Annotated in this window: 15 protein-coding genes; 14 read left to right on the top strand and 1 reads right to left on the bottom strand. The window is 72.4% G+C overall.

Features of this window, described 5'->3' with window-relative positions; all coding sequences use genetic code 11:
- Positions 1 to 10 precede the first annotated feature (10 nt).
- Genes QRY02_RS14275 through QRY02_RS14260 form a run of 4 tightly spaced genes read left to right on the top strand, consistent with a single transcriptional unit; the run spans position 11 to position 2,632 of the window.
- Positions 11 to 1,561, top strand: a complete 1,551-nt coding sequence (locus QRY02_RS14275; protein ID WP_285992003.1) for a phage tail sheath family protein — start codon at positions 11 to 13, stop codon at positions 1,559 to 1,561.
- Positions 1,562 to 1,579: 18 nt separating this feature from the next.
- Positions 1,580 to 2,023, top strand: a complete 444-nt coding sequence (locus tag QRY02_RS14270) for a phage tail protein (protein WP_013226672.1) — start codon at positions 1,580 to 1,582, stop codon at positions 2,021 to 2,023.
- A 4-nt stretch (positions 2,024 to 2,027) separates the two neighbouring features.
- Entirely contained in the window at positions 2,028 to 2,477 is a 450-nt protein-coding gene (locus QRY02_RS14265; RefSeq protein ID WP_013226671.1) for a hypothetical protein, read from the top strand.
- Complete coding sequence (locus QRY02_RS14260; RefSeq protein WP_003098516.1) at positions 2,474 to 2,632, top strand: DUF6760 family protein; 159 nt, start codon at positions 2,474 to 2,476, stop codon at positions 2,630 to 2,632. The genes QRY02_RS14265 and QRY02_RS14260 overlap by 4 nt, the downstream gene beginning before the upstream one ends.
- 207 nt (positions 2,633 to 2,839) lie before the next feature.
- On the opposite strand, the gene QRY02_RS14255 is transcribed toward QRY02_RS14260, so the two are convergent.
- Positions 2,840 to 3,430 carry a hypothetical protein gene (locus QRY02_RS14255; RefSeq protein WP_285992002.1) on the bottom strand — a complete coding sequence of 197 codons (591 nt, stop codon included), beginning with the start codon at positions 3,428 to 3,430 and terminating at the stop codon, positions 2,840 to 2,842.
- 76 nt (positions 3,431 to 3,506) lie between these two features.
- Here QRY02_RS14255 and QRY02_RS14250 point away from each other — a divergent pair, with 76 nt between their 5' ends.
- From QRY02_RS14250 to QRY02_RS14205, 10 genes are read left to right on the top strand one after another with little or no spacing between them, the layout of a single operon-like run.
- Positions 3,507 to 5,390, top strand: coding sequence for a hypothetical protein (locus tag QRY02_RS14250; protein WP_285992001.1), 1,884 nt, complete (start codon positions 3,507 to 3,509; stop codon positions 5,388 to 5,390).
- An 11-nt stretch (positions 5,391 to 5,401) separates the two neighbouring features.
- A complete protein-coding gene (locus tag QRY02_RS14245) occupies positions 5,402 to 5,848 on the top strand; it encodes a phage tail protein (RefSeq protein WP_285992000.1) in 447 nt (148 codons plus the stop codon).
- Between the two features lie 4 nt (positions 5,849 to 5,852).
- The gene (locus QRY02_RS14240; protein ID WP_285991999.1) at positions 5,853 to 6,620 is read left to right on the top strand and encodes a CIS tube protein; all 768 of its coding nucleotides are present in this window, start codon (positions 5,853 to 5,855) and stop codon (positions 6,618 to 6,620) included.
- A complete protein-coding gene (locus QRY02_RS14235) occupies positions 6,613 to 8,436 on the top strand; it encodes a VgrG-related protein (protein WP_285991998.1) in 1,824 nt (607 codons plus the stop codon). Before QRY02_RS14240 ends, QRY02_RS14235 begins: the two co-directional genes overlap by 8 nt.
- A gap of 12 nt (positions 8,437 to 8,448) precedes the next feature.
- Positions 8,449 to 8,730 carry a PAAR domain-containing protein gene (locus tag QRY02_RS14230; protein WP_003098529.1) on the top strand — a complete coding sequence of 94 codons (282 nt, stop codon included), beginning with the start codon at positions 8,449 to 8,451 and terminating at the stop codon, positions 8,728 to 8,730.
- Position 8,731: 1 nt separating this feature from the next.
- On the top strand, positions 8,732 to 9,142 hold the full coding sequence (locus tag QRY02_RS14225) for a GPW/gp25 family protein (protein ID WP_285991997.1): 411 nt from the start codon (positions 8,732 to 8,734) through the stop codon (positions 9,140 to 9,142).
- Entirely contained in the window at positions 9,142 to 11,103 is a 1,962-nt protein-coding gene (locus QRY02_RS14220; protein ID WP_285991996.1) for a putative baseplate assembly protein, read from the top strand. Before QRY02_RS14225 ends, QRY02_RS14220 begins: the two co-directional genes overlap by 1 nt.
- A complete protein-coding gene (locus QRY02_RS14215) occupies positions 11,100 to 11,639 on the top strand; it encodes a phage tail protein (RefSeq protein WP_285991995.1) in 540 nt (179 codons plus the stop codon). Before QRY02_RS14220 ends, QRY02_RS14215 begins: the two co-directional genes overlap by 4 nt.
- Positions 11,640 to 11,642: 3 nt before the next feature.
- Positions 11,643 to 12,635, top strand: coding sequence for an NADase-type glycan-binding domain-containing protein (locus QRY02_RS14210; protein WP_285991994.1), 993 nt, complete (start codon positions 11,643 to 11,645; stop codon positions 12,633 to 12,635).
- Between the two features lie 35 nt (positions 12,636 to 12,670).
- Positions 12,671 to 16,687: a VWA domain-containing protein gene (locus QRY02_RS14205; RefSeq protein WP_285991993.1), complete on the top strand. Its 4,017-nt coding sequence runs from the start codon at positions 12,671 to 12,673 to the stop codon at positions 16,685 to 16,687.
- Positions 16,688 to 16,691: the final 4 nt, after the last annotated feature.

The following is a 16,691-nucleotide window of genomic DNA, read 5'->3' as shown; positions in this document are numbered from 1 at the left end:
GGAGGCACGCATGCCCACCTATCTCACGCCGGGGGTGTACGTCGAGGAGATCGAGGCGGGCGCACGGCCGATCGAGGGCGTGGGCACCGCGGTCGCCGCCTTCGTCGGCTTCGCGGCGGACGGTCCCTTCAACACCCCGACGCTGGTGTCCAACTGGGGCCAGTTCACCCAGACCTTCGGCGACTTCCTCGAGGGCTGCTACCTGGCCCAGTCGGTCTACGGCTACTTCCTCAACGGCGGAAGCAACTGCTACATCGTCCGCATCGGCGGGTCGCGCGCCCAGAACAACGGCGCCGCGCCGAAGCAGATCGAGGCCCGCCAGGCCGTGCTCGGCGGCTACCGCTTCGTCGCGAAGGAACTGCCGGAGGGCAAGCAGGGCGAGATCACCGTCGAGGTGGCCGACCCGACCGGCGACAACCCCGCCGAAGACCGGTTCACCGTGCTGGTCAAGCAGGACGGCAAGGTCGTCGAAACGCACAACGTGACGACCAAGCGCACCAAGGAGAACGTCGTCACCGCGGTGCGGGAGAAGTCCAGCCTCATCACCATCGAAGAGGTCGCCACCGGCGGTGCGGTCGCCAAGCCCGACAAGGGCACCGCGGTGCTCTCGGCGCCGCCGAAGGAGGCGGAGACGCCGCCGGTCCCGCGCCGGGTCGCCGCGAATGACTACGTCGGCGACGTCGCCGACCGGACCGGGTTCGGCGGCCTGGAAGCCATCGACGAGATCACCATGGTGGCGGCACCGGACCTGATGGCCGCCTACCAGCGCGACCTGATCGACCTCGACACCGTCAAAGCCGTCCAGCTGGCGATGATCGCGCACTGCGAGCTGATGGGCGACCGGATGGCGATCATCGACCCGCCGCCCGCGCTCAACCCCCAGGAAGTCCGCAGCTGGCGGATGGACGCGGCCGGGTACGACTCGAAGTACGCCGCCCTGTACTACCCCTGGGTCCAGGTCCTCGACCCCGCCTCGGGTACCAACACGTTCATCCCGCCGAGCGGCCACATGGCCGGCGTGTGGGCCCGCACGGACGCCACCCGCGGCGTTCACAAGGCCCCGGCCAACGAGGTCGTCCGCGGCGCGCTCGCGCTCGAGACCCACCTGACCAAGGCGGAGCAGGAACTGCTCAACCCGATCGGCGTCAACTGCGTGCGGTCGTTCTCCGGCAAGGGGATCCGGGTCTGGGGCGCGCGGACGCTGTCGAGCGACCCGGCGTGGCGCTACCTGAACGTCCGGCGGCTGTTCAACTACCTCGAGGAGTCGATCCTCGGCGGCACCCAGTGGGTCGTGTTCGAGCCGAACGACGACGCGCTGTGGGCGCGGATCCGGCGCACGATCAGCGCGTTCCTGGTGATGGAGTGGCGCAAGGGCGCGTTGTTCGGGCTCACCCCGGACGAGGCCTTCTTCGTCAAGTGCGACCGCGAGACCAACCCGGCCGAGGGCATCGACCTCGGCCAGGTGATCTGCGAAGTCGGCATCGCCCCGGTGAAACCGGCGGAGTTCGTGATCTTCCGGCTGGCCCAGATGTCCGGCGGCACCAGCCTGGTCAACGAGTAGTGAAGGGGCTCCACAGACATGGCACTTCCCGATCTTGACAAGGCGGTAGGCCACTCCTTCGGGCTCGAAATCGACGGCGTCCAGATCAAGCAGATCTCCGAGGTCTCCGGCCTCAAGATGGAGCAGGACGTCATCGAGCTCAAGCAGAACACCGCGGACGGCAAGTACGTCATCAAGAAGCTGCCCGGCCGCCCCAAGGCCGGCGAGGTCACGCTGACCCGCGGCCTGACCGAAGACAACAGCTTCGAGAAGTGGGTCAAGGACGCGCACTTCGGCAAGATGGCGACGGCCCGCAAGGGTGGCGCGATCATCGTCTACGACTACGAAGGAACCGCGCTCAAGCGCTACAAGCTCACCAACGCGTGGCCGAAGAGCCTGGAGATCGGCTCGCTGAAGGCCGGCGACACGAGCGTGCTCACCGAGAAGCTCGTCATCACCTACGAGCAGATGGAAGTCGAGTGAGCCGATGCGCAGGGTGATGGCGTCGGCGCCGGTCGAGGAAGCCCCCGCCGCGCCGGCGGGGGAGCCGCGGGCGGAACGGCCGAAGCTGCGGACGGAGTTCGCGTTCGAGCTCCCGCGCGGGTACGTCGACGACGAGGGCAAGGTGCACCACTCCGGGGTGATGCGCCTGGCCACCGCGCGCGACGAGCTGATCCCGCTGCGGGACGACCGGGTGCGCGAGAACTCGGCGTTCCTCACGGTGGTGCTGCTGGCCCGGGTGGTCACCCGGATCGGCGACATCACCGACGTGCACGCGGGGGTCATCGAGAACCTGTTCGCCTCCGACCTGGCGTTCCTGCAGGACATGTACCGCCGGGTCAACAGCGAGGGCCACACCAGGGCGGGCGTCGCCTGCCCCGAGTGCGGTCACAGTTTCGTCGTCGACGTCGCCGGTGGCCGCCTGGGGGAATCGTGACGTACGCGGCCGACCGGCTGCACGAAGAAGTCGCGTACGTGGCCTACCACCTGCACTGGTCCCTCGACGACATCCTCGACCTCGAACACCCCGACCGGTTGACCTACGTCGCCGAGATCGCCCGGATCAACACCCGGATGAGCCAGGGACGGTGACGCACGATGTGGTTTCGCCGGAAGGAGGCGGGCCCGCCGCCCGTGCCTGCGCCTGAGCAGGCCGCGCTGCCGGTGAAGCGCGCGGAGTGGCGGAGCGTGGCGCCGATCCAGCGGGTGCTGGCCGAACACCCGCTGGTCAACCCGGTGCAGCGGTTCAGCTCGACGTTGACGTCCTGGCGGAGCCCGGGCTACCTTCGAGCCGCTCGGTCACCGGGTCGGCCCGGCGGAACCCGCCGGTGTCATCGGCGATCTGGTGCGCCCGGCGGAGACACCGATGCCGCTGGCGCAGCCGGGGCCGCCCCGGCCTCGAGGCGCCGCGGTGCAGCGAACCGCCTCGGACAGCGGGCCGCCCGGGGAACCGGTGGGCTTGCCGCTGGTGCTGCCGGTCGTCGCCGCGCGCGAGGCCGTGCCGCCGCTGACGTCCGCGGCGGCCGAGGCCGGCCCGCCGGTGCGGACCCTCCAGGCGATCCCGGAGCCGTCCCCTGTGGACACTCCGGCGGCCGACGTCACCTCCGTGGCCCCGGTGCCGGTGCCGGAACCACCGGCACCCGAACCGCCACCGGCCGAACCGGCGCGGCCCGCGTTGCCGCTCGTCCAGCGGACCGAGCAGGCGACGCCACGGCGGCTGGGCCTCGGCGCGCCGAGGCTGCCGGAGCCCGGCACGCCCGTTCCGGTGTCACGCCTCGCGGACGACGTTTCGCCCGGTACGCCGTTCTCCGGCGTTCCGGGGCCACCACCCGAGCCGGTGTCGCGGACGACGGGTTCGCCGCCGGTGAACACCTTCCGCCCGTTCGACACCCCGGAGAGCCACGCCGGGACCACGGAGCCGCCCGGGACCCCGGGCGGCTCGACGAGCGTTTCCCCGCCGTTGCCGGTGTCGCGGATCGCCGACGACCCGGCGGCGCCGGTCGTGGGGATGGGGGCACGTCCGGCCGCGGGATCGGCGGGGCTTCAGGCGCCGGCGCTTCCCGTCGTGCCGACGGCTCAGGAGGTGCCACTGCCGGTGTCCCGCGCGGCCGAGGCCCCGGTGACGCCGACCGCGCAGGATTCGCCGCCGCTGGTGTCGCGGGTGGCTGAGACGTCGCGACCGGCCGCCGAGCCGGTGGTGGCGGTCGAGACTGCGGGGTTGCCGGTGGGATCGGCGCTGCCGGTGGCGCGAGCGATCGAAACCTCGGCGTTGCCGATGGGACCAGCGGCGCAGGATTCCTCGCTGCTGGTGTCCCGGGCGGCCGAGAGCTCCGGAGCAGCCGCCCGACCAGCGGCTCACGAGCCGCCGATGGCGCGCGCGGTCGGGCCCTCGACGCTTCCGTTGCCGGCAACGGATGGCCTTTCGCCACTTCCTGCGGTGGCCGACGAGTCACCGATGCCGGTGTCCCGAATGGCCGAGTCCGCAACACCCTCCGCCGCGCCGGTATCGCCGCTTCTGCGGGCTGCCGAGACCGCGGCTCGCCCGGTTGCGCCGGAGCCGCCGCTTCCGCTGCGGGCGACGGAGACCTCGGCGCTCTCCGTGGCACGAGCGGCCGAGGAACCACCGCTTCCGGTGACACGCGCCCTCGAGATTCCGGCAATCCCGGCGACGAGCGCGGCAGAGGCCGCGTCGCTTCCGGCGACACGGGCGAGCGAAGGTCCGCTGCTTCCGGTCGCCCGGGCAGCCGGGGATTCCGCTGCCCGGGCGGCAGACACGGCACAAAGTGCTCCGCTCTCGGTGGCTCGCGCGATCGAAGGGCCGCTTCCGGTGGCCGGCGTGTTCGAAGGCGCGGCAAGCCCGATGGCAGATGCCGGGTCGTTGCCGGTGGCGCGGTCCTTCGAGGGCACGGCGATCCCGAACGCAAGACCCGCGGTGCCGCTGCTCCCGGTGGCGCGATCCCTCGACGGCTCGGCGACCTCGATGGCAAGACCTTCAGTGCCGCTGCTTCCGGTGGCGCGGTCTCTCGATGGCGCGGCGAGCCCGAACGCAAAACCTCCCGTGCCGCTGCTCCCGATGGCGCGATCCCTCGATGACGCGGCGAGCTCGATGGCAAGACCCGCCGCGCCGCTGCTTCCAGTGGCGGGGTTCCTCGATGGCGCGGCGAGCCCGAACGCAAGACCCGCCGTCTCGCTGCTTCCGGTCGCGCGGTCCCTCGAAGGCGTGGCCGAACCGACTGCGGGAACCGCGATGTCCTCGCTTCCGGGGACACGATCCCTCGAGGGCTTCGCCGCTCCAACGTCACTCCCGACGGCTCGCCCCATCGCGCCCCCGGCACTTTCGGTCGCGCGGGCGCCGGAAGGGCCGGCCGCTCCGATGGCGGGAACCCCGGCGCCGCTCCCGGTGGCACCGGCCGTCCATGGCGTGGCGCCGGTGACCGGAGGTGCGGTGCCGCTGCTGCCGGTCGCCCGGACGACCGAAACCCCGGCACTTCCCGTCGCCCGCGCCGCCGATGCCTCACCGACCCCGGTCTCGCGCGTCCCCGATGCCCCGGCACCCCACGCCGAACTCGCGGTCCGCACGATCGAAACACTGCCCGTCGCGCGGATCGCCGATCCGGTCCGACCGTCCACACCGGACCCGCCGCCGCCTCCCGAACCGGTCGTCCAGCGGGTACCTGACCCACCTGCCGCACCCGTTGTGCCGCCGGCCGCCGTCGCTTCGGCGCAGCAGCCGGCGCCGGAAACCGAAGAGCTCGTCAAGAAACTGTTCGATCCGCTGCTGCGCCGTCTCAAGACCGAACTCCGACTCGATCGTGAGCGCCGGGGCGCGCTCACCGATCGCCCGCACTGAAGGAGGAGCCGATGCCGGACACCGAAGAGGCCGTTGCCGTCTGCTACGTCGTCAAGCTGGACGACAAGAACCTCGGCAACCTCGGCGCGTTCTCCAGCTGCGACGGCCTCGGCTGCGAATTCGTCATGGAACAGCGGGAAGAAGGCGGCAACAACGGCATGGTCTGGCAGCTGCCGACCCGGATCAAGTACTCGAACATCAAGCTCTCGCGCCCGGTCACCGAGGCCAGCTCGCAGATCACCAAGTGGTTCGCCAGCCTGGCGAGCGGGATCGAACGCAAGACCGCCACCATCGAAGCACGCACCCTCGAAGGCAAGGTGATCGCCAGCTGGGCCCTCGAAGGCGTCGTCCCGGTGCGGTGGAGCGGGCCGCAGCTCTCGCCCGACTCGCCCAAGGTCGCCACCGAGACCCTCGAACTGGCCCACCACGGCTTCCTCAGCCCGGCGAAGAGGGGCTGACACCGTGTCCTCGCCCGTCACCTTCACCACCGCCGGCTCCCAGCCGCCTGCCGCCTACGGCTCCGGCGAACCGGCGCCCAGCAACCTGCAGCGCGCGCTGCTGAAAGTCCACAAGCCACCGCAGTCCGGCGGGACCGGGCAGCCGCCCGGCGACTGGATGTTCGACATCAAGTTCCAGTTCAACCCCAAGGAACTCTCGGTCAGCAAGAACGCCAAATGGGGCCGGGACGCGCAGCCCAACGCCAAGAAGAGCGCGCCACCGCAGTTCAAGGGGTCCGATCCGGCCAAGCTCGCGCTGGAGATGTTCCTCGACGCCACCGACAAGATGGACGACGCCGTCGTCAAGAAGGTCGAGCAGCTGTTCAGCTGCTGCGTGGCCACCGAGGACAGCCGCCAGCACAAGAAGCCCTCGCCGCCGTGGGTGATCTTCAAGTGGGGCGGGATGACCGGCTTTCCGGCCTACGTCGCCTCCGTCACCGCGAAGTACACGCTGTTCACGCCGGCGGGGACGCCGGTGCGCGCGGTCTGCACGGTGAACCTCGAGGAGATCGCGGGCGAGCTGGGCGGGCAGAACCCGACGTCCGGCGCGCTCGCCGCCCGGGACACGCACGTGCTCGTCGCCGGCGACTCGCTGCCTTCGGTGGCGTTCCGCGCCTACGGCGACGCCGGGAAGTGGCGCGAGATCGCCGACGCCAACGGCATCGACGACCCGCTGCGGCTGCGGCCCGGCACCCGGCTCCTGGTGCCCGCGCTGGAGGAGCTCGATGGCTAACGAAACGTTCACGAACACCCTCGTGGTCGAGGTCGAAGGCACCGCGCTGCCCGACGACGTCCGGGTGATGCTCGGCTACGCCTACGTCGACGACAGCCGGAACCTGCCGGACACCTTCGTGCTGCGCTTCCGCGACCCCGGGGCCGTCGTGCTGGAGAAGGGCAAGTTCAAGGTCGGGGCGAAGATCAAGCTCAAGGTCCAGACGTCCGACCCGGAAGGCCCGCAGGACCTGCTCTCGGGCGAGGTCACCGCGGTCGCCGTCGACCTGGACCCGCACGGCACGTTCACCGAGGTCCGCGGGTACGACCACGCGCACCGGCTGTTCCGCGGCCGCCGGGTCGCGGCGTACCCGAACATGACGATCGCTGACGTCGTGCGCAAGGTCGCCCGGCGCGCGAACATCCCGGCCGGCAAGATCGACGACGTCAAGGGCTTCGGCGGCCGGCCGAACACCCAGCTGAGCCAGGACAACGTCAGCGACTGGGAGTTCCTGTCCCGGCTGGCCGACGTGGTGGGCGCGCAGATCGCGGTCCGGGACGGGAAGCTCAACTTCGAGCTCCCGGAGAAGCCGTCCGGCGCGCCCCCGACGACCACCAAGGCGACCGCCGACCCGCTCGTCCTCGAAGCGCACGGGACGCTGCTCAACCTGCGCGCCAGCGTCACCGCGGCCGAGCAGGTCCCCGAGGTGCGGGTCAACGGCTGGGACTACGAGAACAAGCAGCCGGTCTCCGCCACCGCGACCCCGAAGAACGCGGGCACGGACGTGCCGGGGGTGGACCCGGTCGCCCTGGCGGGGAAGTTCGCGAGCCCGCCCTTCCTCGACGCGGCCGCACCCCGGCGCACCCAGGGCGAGGCCGACGCGACCGCGAAGGCGCTGGCCGACCGGTTCGGCGGCGCCTGCACCGAACTCGACGGCGTCGCGAAGGGCAACCCGAAGCTGCGCGCGGGCACCGCCGTCACGCTCACCGGCGTCGGCCGGCCGTTCGCGGGCAAGTACACGCTGACCAGCACCCGCCACCTGTTCAACGACGAGGTCGGCTACACCACCGAGTTCGCCGTGTCGGGCCGGCAGGAACGCTCGCTGTACGGCTTGGTCGCCGGCGGGGCGAAGCACTCGTCGTGGCCGGGGGTCGTCCCCGCGCAGGTGACCGACCTCAAGGACCCGGCGAAACTCGGCCGCGTCAAGCTCACGTTCCCGTGGCTGGACAAGGAGTTCACGAGCACCTGGGCGCGCACGCTCCAGCCGGGCGCGGGCAAGGACCGCGGCGCGCTGGTGCTGCCCGAGGTCGGTGACGAGGTCCTGGTCGGCTTCGAACACGGCGACTTCGAAGCGCCCTACGTCCTCGGCGGCCTCTACAACAGCAAGGACACCGCGCCGTCGAAGTTCACCAAGGCGGTCGTCGACGGCAACAGCGGGGAGGTGGCGCTGCGCGGGTTCGTCTCGCGGAAGGGCCACAAGCTCGAATTCGCCGAGGACGACGGGATCATCCTGTCCTCCGGGGACGCGAAGTTCGTCGTCAAGATCGACCAGAAGAACCAGGTCATCGAGGTGACCAGCGGCAAGAGCGTCACGGTCAAGGCCCAGAACGGCGTGAGCATCGACGCCGGCACCGGGCCGCTGGAGCTCAAGGGCCAGAAGGTGTCCGTGAAGTCGCAGACCGACGCCAGCATCGAGGCGACCAGCCAGCTGAAGCTGACCGGCACCGCGGGAGTGAAGGTCGAGGGCGCCACCGTTTCGGTCGCCGGCCAGGGCCAGACGGAGCTGACCGCCAGCGGTGTCGTCACCGTGCGCGGCAGCGTGGTCAAGATCAACTGACGGGGGAGCGACATGCCACCAGCCGCGAGGGTCGGCGACCCGACCGGGCACCCGGGCGTCATCGCCGGGCCCGGGGTGCCGACCGTGCTGATCGGCGGGATGCCCGCCGCGAACGTCGGGACGCTGCACACGTGCTCGTTCCCGCCGCCCGCGGTGCACCCGCCGACGCCGATCGCGCCGCCGGGCTGCCCGACGGTGCTCATCGGCGGCATGCCCGCGGCCCGGATGGGCGACATGGCCGCCTGCGGCGCGCCGATCGTCATGGGCTGCCCGACCGTCCTGATCGGAGGCTGAAATGGACTTCCTCGGCCGGGGACTGGCGTTCCCGCTGCACACCGACGCGACCGGCTCGATCGCGCTGGTCGGCGGCGAGCGCGAGGTCGTCGAAAGCATCCGGCTGATCCTGGCGACCTCGCCGGGCGAACGCCCGATGCGTCCCGAGTTCGGCTGCGCGGTGCACGACCTCGTGTTCGCACCCGCCGACGCGGCGACCGCCGGGCAGATCGCCTACGAGGTCCGCATCGCGCTGGAGCGCTGGGAGCCGCGGATCACCCTCGACGACGTCGTCGTCAGCTTCGACGAGGCCGACCGGGGCACGCTGCTGATCGACATCCGCTACCGCCTGCGCGGCACCAACGACCCGCGCAACCTGGTCTTCCCCTTCTACGTCATCCCGCCGCACGAGTCCGCCGAGGACGGTGCGTGATGACCCTGCCGATGCCCAACCTCGACGACCGCCGGTTCCAGGACCTGGTCGACGAAGCCAAGTACCTGGTCCAGCGCAACTGTCCGGAGTGGACCGATCACAACGTCTCCGACCCCGGTGTCACGCTGATCGAGACGTTCGCGCAGATGGTCGACCAGCTGCTCTACCGGCTCAACCGGGTGCCCGACCTGCACTACCTGCGCTTCCTCGACCTGATCGGGGTCCGGCTGTTCCCGCCCGCCGCGGCGCGGACGGACGTGACGTTCTGGCTCTCGGCCGCCCGCGACGTCCCGGTGGTCGTCGCGGCCGGAAAGCAGGTCGCGAGCGTGCGCAACGAGGTCGAGGACCCGGTGGTGTTCACCGTGGAGCGCACGCTGGACATCGTGCCGTGCGCGTTCGCGCACCTGGCGACCAGCACGTCCGACACCGGCCTGCCACCGGCCGACCGCACCGACGAACTGCTCGTCGGCGGCGGCCCGGCGGCCTTCGCCGAGACCCCGGCCCCCGGCGACGCGGTCCTCTTCGGACTGTCGGCCGCCGTCCCCGGCTGCGCGGTGCTGCTGCGGCTGGACTGCGAGGTCGAGGGGCAGGGGGTCGACCCGCGCGACCCGCCGTGGCTGTGGGAGGCCTGGGACGGCACCGGCTGGGCGGCGTGCGAGGTCGACCGGGACAGCACCGGCGCGTTCAACCGGTCCGGGGACATCGTGGTGCACGTCCCGCCCGGGCACGCGATGTCGGTGCTCGCCCGGCAGCGGGCCGGCTGGCTGCGCTGCCGCCTGGTCGAGGCCAAGCAGAACCAGCCGTTCTACCAGCGCTCGCCGCGGCTGCACGCGGTCGAGGCCTCGACCATCGGCGGCACGGTCGCCGCCGTGCACGCCGAGATCGTCCGCAACGAGATCGTCGGGACCTCCGACGGCACACCCGGCCAGCGGTTCCCGCTCGGCCGTCCGCCGGTGGTCGTAGGGGAGGGCGAACTGATCGTGGAGGTCTCGGGCCCGGACGGCTGGCAGCCGTGGACCGAGGTCCGCTCCTTCGCCGACTCCGGCCCGGACGACCGGCACGTCATGCTCGACCGCGTCGGCGGGCAGGTCGAGTTCGGCCCCGCGGTGCGCGAGCCCGGGGGCGGGCTCCGGTACTACGGGGCGTTCCCGCCCAAGTCCGCCGCGATCCGGGTGCCCGAGTACCGCTCCGGGGGCGGGCGGCGCGGCAACGTCGCCCGCGAGGTCCTCGAGGTGCAGCGGGACCCGATCCCGTTCGTCAGCAGCGTGGTGAACCGCCGTCCCGCGATCGGCGGGGTGGACGGCGAGTCGGTGCGGGACGCGGCGGTCCGCGGCCCGCTGCTGCTGCGCACCCGCGACCGCGCGGTCACCGCCGAGGACTACGAGCAGCTCGCGCGCGAAGCGGCACCGGAAGCGGCCCGGGTGCGCTGCATCCCGGCGCACGGCGCCGACGGCCGCGAGACCGGCGCGATCCGGGTCCTCGTCGTGCCGGCGGTGCCCGACACCGGCGAACTGGCCTTCGCGACCCTGATGCTCGAAGCCGGCATGCGCGGCCGCATCGAGCGCCACCTCGGCGAACGACGCTGCGTGGGTGCGCTCGTGTCCGTGGAACCGCCGTTCTACCAGGGCGTCACGGTGGTCGCGCGGCTGCGGGCCCGGCGCCGGACGACGGCGGGCGCGCTGGGCGCCCGGGCGAGCCAGGCCCTCTACGACTACTTCAACCCGATCAGCGGCGGCCCGGACGGCGACGGCTGGCCGTTCGGGCGCCCGGTGCAGTCGGGGGAGGTGTTCGCGGTGCTGCAACGGCTGCCCGGCGTCGAGCTGGTGGAGGACGTGCGCTTGTTCGCCGCGAACCCGATCACGCGTGAACGCGGTGAGCAGGTGGACCGGCTCGACCTGCCGCCGAACGCGCTGGCGTTCTCCTTCGGGCATCAGGTCCGGGTCCGGGAGGCGGGCGCATGAGGACCGGCGTCCCCGGGCTGCCGAGCCCGCACCCGATCGGCGAGCAGCTGCCCTCGGTGTACGCCGAAGACCGGTTCGTGCAGGGCTTCACCGGTGCGCTCGACGAAGTCCTCGCCCCGGTCATCTCCACTTTGGACAACTTCGCGGGCTACCTCGACCCGGGCGTGGCGCCCGCCGACTTCGTCGGCTGGCTGGCCCACTGGGTCGCGTTGCGCGTCGATGAGAGCTGGAGCCCGGAACAGCTGCGGCAGCTGGTGACGCGCTCGGTCGAGCTGCACCGGTGGCGCGGCACGAGCCGCGGCCTCACCGAACACGTGCAGCTGCTGACCGGTGGCGCGGTCGAGGTGACTGACAGCGGTGGCGTCGTCGCGGACCCGCAGCCGGGTGCGCCGCTGCCGGACCCGGGGCCGCCGTGGGTGCAGGTGCGCGTGCGGGTGCCGGACCCGGCCCGGGTCGACGTGCGCCGGCTGACGGCGACGGTCGTGGATGCGGTGCCCGCCCACGTGCGGGTCACGGTGGAAGTGCTGGAGGGCTAGCGGATGGTCATCTACGCGGAGTGCGGGCACCAGGGGCCCGCCGACGTCGAGTTCTGCGGCGAATGCGGCCGCTACCTGAAGTGGGACGACGACGGGCCGGTCGCGGTGCGGTCGCAGCCGGTCGTGCAGCAACAACAGCAACAGCAGCAGGTCGTGCAGCCCGCCGAGCCGATCGCCCCGGTCCGGCAGCCGGTGCAGCAGACCGTGGAGGAGCAGGTCCTCAACCCCGGCGACCTGATCTGCGGCCGGTGCGGCAAGGGCAACGCGTCGGCCCGGAACTTCTGCAGCCGCTGCGGCGCGTCCCTGGCCGAGTCCGAGGTCGTCAAGACGTCGTGGTGGCGGCGGTTGTTCGGCCGCAAACCGAAGGAGCACAAGGCGGGGGCGCGGCCCGGCAAGGACGGCGTCCGCCGCCGGGCCGGGCGGACCGGGGCCGCGCGCCGGACCGTGGGCAAGGTGCTCCGCCGGGCCGTGGCGGTGGCGCTGATCTTTTCGGCGCTGATCTACGCGCTGTACCAGCCGTTCCGCGGCGCGATCAACACCGCGGCGGTGGGACTGTGGAGCCAGGTGACCGGCATCTTCGAGGCGAAGCTGAACCCGATCCACCCGGTCAAGGTGAGCGCGACCGCGCAGACCGACGGACACTCGGCGCCCTTGGTCACCGACAACGCCAAGAACACGTTCTGGGCGGCCCCGGGCGACCGCGAACAGGTACTGGTGTTCACCTTCGACCACCCGGCGGACCTGCGGAAGGCGATCGTGTACTCCGGTGACGCGGCGAACTTCCCGGCCGCGCACCGGCCGCAGAAGCTGCACCTGGTGTTCTCCACCGGCAAGACCTACGACATGGTGCTGGCCGACACGCCGGACGCCCAGGAAGTCCCGATCGAGAACAGCGCCGGCGCCACGAGCGTCGAGCTGCACGTGACCGGGCTGTACCGCTCGCTCAACGGCACGGACGTCGCGATCTCCGAGATCGAGCTGTTCGAAGCCGGCTGATTCGCTGAACCCGAAGTCTTTGGGGAGGACCGACCATGCGCGCGAACCGAGCGGTGGCGGGCATCGCGGTCGTCGCGGTGCTCGGCGGCTGGGCGCTCAGCGGAGCGCTCGCGCCGACCGAAGCACAGGCACCGGCACCGGTGGCCTCGCCGTACCGCGTCGGGTACGTCAGCGAGGCCACCACCGGTCTGTTCCAGGCGACCGGCGAAGGCGCGGAGCCGGCGCTGCCCCGCCCCATCGGCGGCGTCGACTCCGACGCGTCCGCGGGCACCGGCGGCATCGTGTGGGTGAGCCACCGCGCCGCGGCCGCCGGTGGCGCCGAGCGGGACGGCGAGCTGTGGTACCTCCGCGACGGCGCTCCGGCGCCGCTGCAGCTGACGAACGACGACGCCGTCGACCTCCACCCGGCGCTCTCGCCGGACGGCCGCACGGTCGCGTTCGCCTCCGGACGCACCGGCAGCCGGAAGCTCTTCGTGATCGGCGTGGACGGCCGCGACCTCCGCCAGGTGACGTCCGGTCCGGCCACCGACGACTCGCCGAGCTGGTCGCCCGACGGCACCCGCCTGGCCTTCAGCAGCACCCGCGACGACCCGGCCGGGGACATCTACACCGTCCCGGCCGGCGGCGGGACGCCGGCGCGCCTGACCGCCGACCCGGCCGCCGACACGCAGCCCGTGTGGGGCCCGGCGCGGATCGCGTTCACCACGACCCGCTTCCACCCGGCCGGGGACGTGGTGCTGATGGCCGAAACGGGCGGCGCGGTCACCCGGGCGGTTCCCGACCCCGGGGACTCGTCCGAACCGGCGTGGTCGCCCGACGGCGCCCGCCTGGCCTTCACGACCCGAGCGCAGGACCCCTTCGGTGACGTCAAGCAGATCGCAGACGGCAAGGTCTCGATCGTCTCGGCACTGCCGGACACCGGCGAAACCGAGCCGACGTTCCGGCCGGACGGCCGGCCGGTGTTCACCGAACTGCGCGATGGCGGCACCACCGACATCTGGAGCTCCGACGCCACCGGCGGCGACCGCCGCGACCTGACCCAACGGCCGGGTGCCGACGAGTTCGACCCCGCCTTCTCCGCCGACGGCTCGCAACTGGCTTACACCCAGGCCGGCCCCGGCGAATCGGCGGAGACCGCGATCATCGTGGCGAACGCCGACGGCAGCGCACCCCGCCCGCTGACCGGCCCGGTGGCCGGGGGCAAGCGCGAGCAGCACCCGGCCTGGTCGGCGGACGCTTCGATGATCGCGTTCACCGCCACCTCGGGCCGCGGCGAAGGCCAGCGGGACGTCGTGCGGATCGCCCGCGTCGCGGACGGCCGCATCCTCGGCGAGATCCCGATCCCGCCGAACCTGCGCGGCGACGACTCCCAGCCCGTGTGGTCGGCCGACGGCACGAAGGTCACGCTGACGCGGGCGGCCTCGCGCGTCGCGCCGCCTCCGCCGGGCCGGGTGCAGCCGACGGTGGTCGACATCCCGGTCGGGCAGGGCTCTTCGGCGGCGATCGCCAAGACCGTGCCGACCGACAAGGTGCCGGCCAAGCCGGACATCGTGCTGCTGATGGACCAGACCAGCTCGATGGGAACCGCCCTGAAGAGCATGCAGGACAACCTGATCCAGGTCATGACCACGCTCAGCACGGCGCAGCCGGAGGCCCAGTACGCCGCCGTGGCGTTCGGCGACCGCAAAGACCCGGTCGACGCCAACAACCCCAACGGCCGCCTGTTCCAGGTGCAGCAGGGCCTCACGAAGAACCAGACCGAGATCACGGCCGCCTTCGAGAAGATCACCCCCGCCGAGGGTGACGACGTCCCGGAGGACTGGGTCTACGCCCTGGATCGCGTCGCCACCGGCGCCATCGGCTTCCGGCCGGACAGCAGCAAGATCGTCGTGCTGGTCGGCGACGCGCCCAGTCACGACCCGAGCGGCGACCGGGACCCCGCGAAGGGCGTGACACTCGCCCAGGCGATCGAGCACCTGAAGGCGCAGGGCATCCGGGTGGTCGGGGTGTCGGCGGGGAGCGCCGGCGGTGGCCTGGACGCCACCGGCCAGGCGACTCAGGTGGCGAACGCGACCGACGGCGTCCTGGCGAGTACGAACCCGGACAACATCAGCACCGTGATCACCGAGAAGATCGGTGACCTGAAGGTGAAGGTGCAGCCGGTGCCGTTCTGCGACCCGGGGCTGACCCTGACGTTCAGCCCCGAGGGAACCCCGCAGGTGCCGGGAGGGACGAACGCCGAATTCACCGAATTCGCGGCCGTCGCGGCCACCGCGCCACTCGGGGCCTTCCTGCACTGCCGGGTCGAGTTCCGGCTGGCCGGCGAGCCGACCGTGCGGCCCGGCTACACCGAGGACGTCACCGTCCGGGTCAAGGACCCGCGGCTGCCGCTGATCACCCTGCACGACAAGACCGTCACCGGCACCGCGCCCACGGTCGTCGAATACCCCGCGACCGCGATCGACGCCGACCGCGAGACACCGCTGACGCCGTTCTGCACGCCGTCGTCCGGCAGCCTCTTCCCGGTCGGGGCCACCACCGTGACCTGCACGGCGACCGGGCGGGGCGGCACGGCCACCGAGACCGCCGTGATCTCCGTCGACCCCGGTGGGGAATTCCGGCAGGAGCTCTGGCAGGTTTCGCTCGTCGTGACGCCGGACAGCGTCGTCGCCGGCACCCAGCGGGACCTCTCGCCGTCGTTCGGGACGCCGTGCGGCGCCGGACGGCAGGGCTCGGCGGACGTCTCGCCGGACGGCGCCGCGCTGGTGTTCCACAACGACTTCCACCAGCTCTGCGTGGCGCCCGCCGACGGCGGGCGCGCGCGGGTCCTCGTGCAGGACACCGATTTCGTGGACGACCCGGCCTGGTCGCCGGACGGCACGCTGGTCGCCTTCGACAGCGCGCCCTCCGAATCCCGGCCGAGCATCCGGATCGTGCCGTCGGCGGGGGGTGCGCCGCGGCCGCTGATCGACGGACCGGGCGGGGCGTGGCAGCCGGCGTTCCAGCGGATCGCCGACGTCGGGGTGACCGCCACCGCCATCCCGGCCGCCATTCCGTTCTCCGGCCTCACGACCTTCGAGTTCGTGGTCACCAACCACGGCGTCACCGCCTCGCCCGGCGTCGGGCTGTTCGTCCGGCTGACCCCCGGACTGCAGCAGCCGCAGCCGCCGATCACCAGCGCCGGCACCTGCACGCCCGAGCTGGTCTGCGCCTTCGGCACGCTCGCCCCGGGCGCGCAGGCGCGGGTGCGGTTCAGCGCCACCGGCGCCGAACCCGGGCCGCAGGCGGCGACCGGCACCGTCACCACGGCCGGCCAGGACGCCGACGCGCGCGACAACTCCGCCACGGCCGTGGTCACCGTCGGCGAGAAGCCGGTGCCCCCGGTCACGCCGGGGTCGCTGTCGGTGGGGCTGGCGGTGTCGGCGGTACCGCTGTTCGCCGGTGGCGACGACGTCGTGCTGACCTTCCTGGTGCACAACGGTTCCGGGGCGCCGATGCCGGACGTCCGGCTGGTCACCCAGCTGCCGCCGCAGCTGCCCGCGACCGCCGTGCCCACGGGGTGCACGCCGGGCGGCGGCAGCTGTGCGCTCGGGACACTGGCGCCCGGCCAGACCGTCGAGGTCCGGATCGCGCTGGCGGCCAAGGCTGCGGCGGACGCGCCGGTGGCGGGCACGGTCAGCACGAGCGGGCCCGACGACAACCCGGGCGACAACACCGCCCGCGGGCGGGTGGTGATCCGCCAGCCGGTGGTGACCGTGGAGCCGGGCGTCGCCCCGCTGGGTTCCGTCCCGCGCGTGACGGGCACGGATTTCCCGCCGGGTGCCACGGTCCAGCTGGCTTGGTCGGCAGGGATTTCCGAGACACCGGGCCTGGCGACCGTGGGTGTCGACGGGAAGTTCGAGGCGCAGTTCCTGGTCTTCCACCACGACCTGATCGGGCCGCGGACGGTGTCGGTGACCTCGGTGAGCGGGCCGAAGTTCGGGCCCGTGCCGTCGAACCCGGTCCTCGTCGTCCTGCGCACCGAGCAACCCCCGTTCATCAGCCGCGGCTGACCTG

Origin of the sequence: Amycolatopsis sp. DG1A-15b (assembly GCF_030285645.1) — a bacterium.
GTDB lineage: Bacteria > Actinomycetota > Actinomycetes > Mycobacteriales > Pseudonocardiaceae > Amycolatopsis.
Note: the sequence above shows the minus strand (reverse complement) of the source record. Positions and strands in the feature narration are given on the sequence as shown.

What these genes read in the sequence shown, in the direction of transcription:
- QRY02_RS14225 (WP_285991997.1), top strand. Translation starts at nt 8,732, where the DNA reads ATGGACTTCCTCGGCCGGGGACTGGCGTTCCCGCTGCACACCGACGCG.
- QRY02_RS14270 (WP_013226672.1), top strand. Translation starts at nt 1,580, where the DNA reads ATGGCACTTCCCGATCTTGACAAGGCGGTAGGCCACTCCTTCGGGCTC.
- QRY02_RS14245 (WP_285992000.1), top strand. Translation starts at nt 5,402, where the DNA reads ATGCCGGACACCGAAGAGGCCGTTGCCGTCTGCTACGTCGTCAAGCTG.
- QRY02_RS14210 (WP_285991994.1), top strand. Translation starts at nt 11,643, where the DNA reads ATGGTCATCTACGCGGAGTGCGGGCACCAGGGGCCCGCCGACGTCGAG.
- QRY02_RS14265 (WP_013226671.1), top strand. Translation starts at nt 2,028, where the DNA reads ATGCGCAGGGTGATGGCGTCGGCGCCGGTCGAGGAAGCCCCCGCCGCG.
- QRY02_RS14235 (WP_285991998.1), top strand. Translation starts at nt 6,613, where the DNA reads ATGGCTAACGAAACGTTCACGAACACCCTCGTGGTCGAGGTCGAAGGC.
- QRY02_RS14205 (WP_285991993.1), top strand. Translation starts at nt 12,671, where the DNA reads ATGCGCGCGAACCGAGCGGTGGCGGGCATCGCGGTCGTCGCGGTGCTC.
- QRY02_RS14230 (WP_003098529.1), top strand. Translation starts at nt 8,449, where the DNA reads ATGCCACCAGCCGCGAGGGTCGGCGACCCGACCGGGCACCCGGGCGTC.
- QRY02_RS14220 (WP_285991996.1), top strand. Translation starts at nt 9,142, where the DNA reads ATGACCCTGCCGATGCCCAACCTCGACGACCGCCGGTTCCAGGACCTG.
- QRY02_RS14215 (WP_285991995.1), top strand. Translation starts at nt 11,100, where the DNA reads ATGAGGACCGGCGTCCCCGGGCTGCCGAGCCCGCACCCGATCGGCGAG.
- QRY02_RS14275 (WP_285992003.1), top strand. Translation starts at nt 11, where the DNA reads ATGCCCACCTATCTCACGCCGGGGGTGTACGTCGAGGAGATCGAGGCG.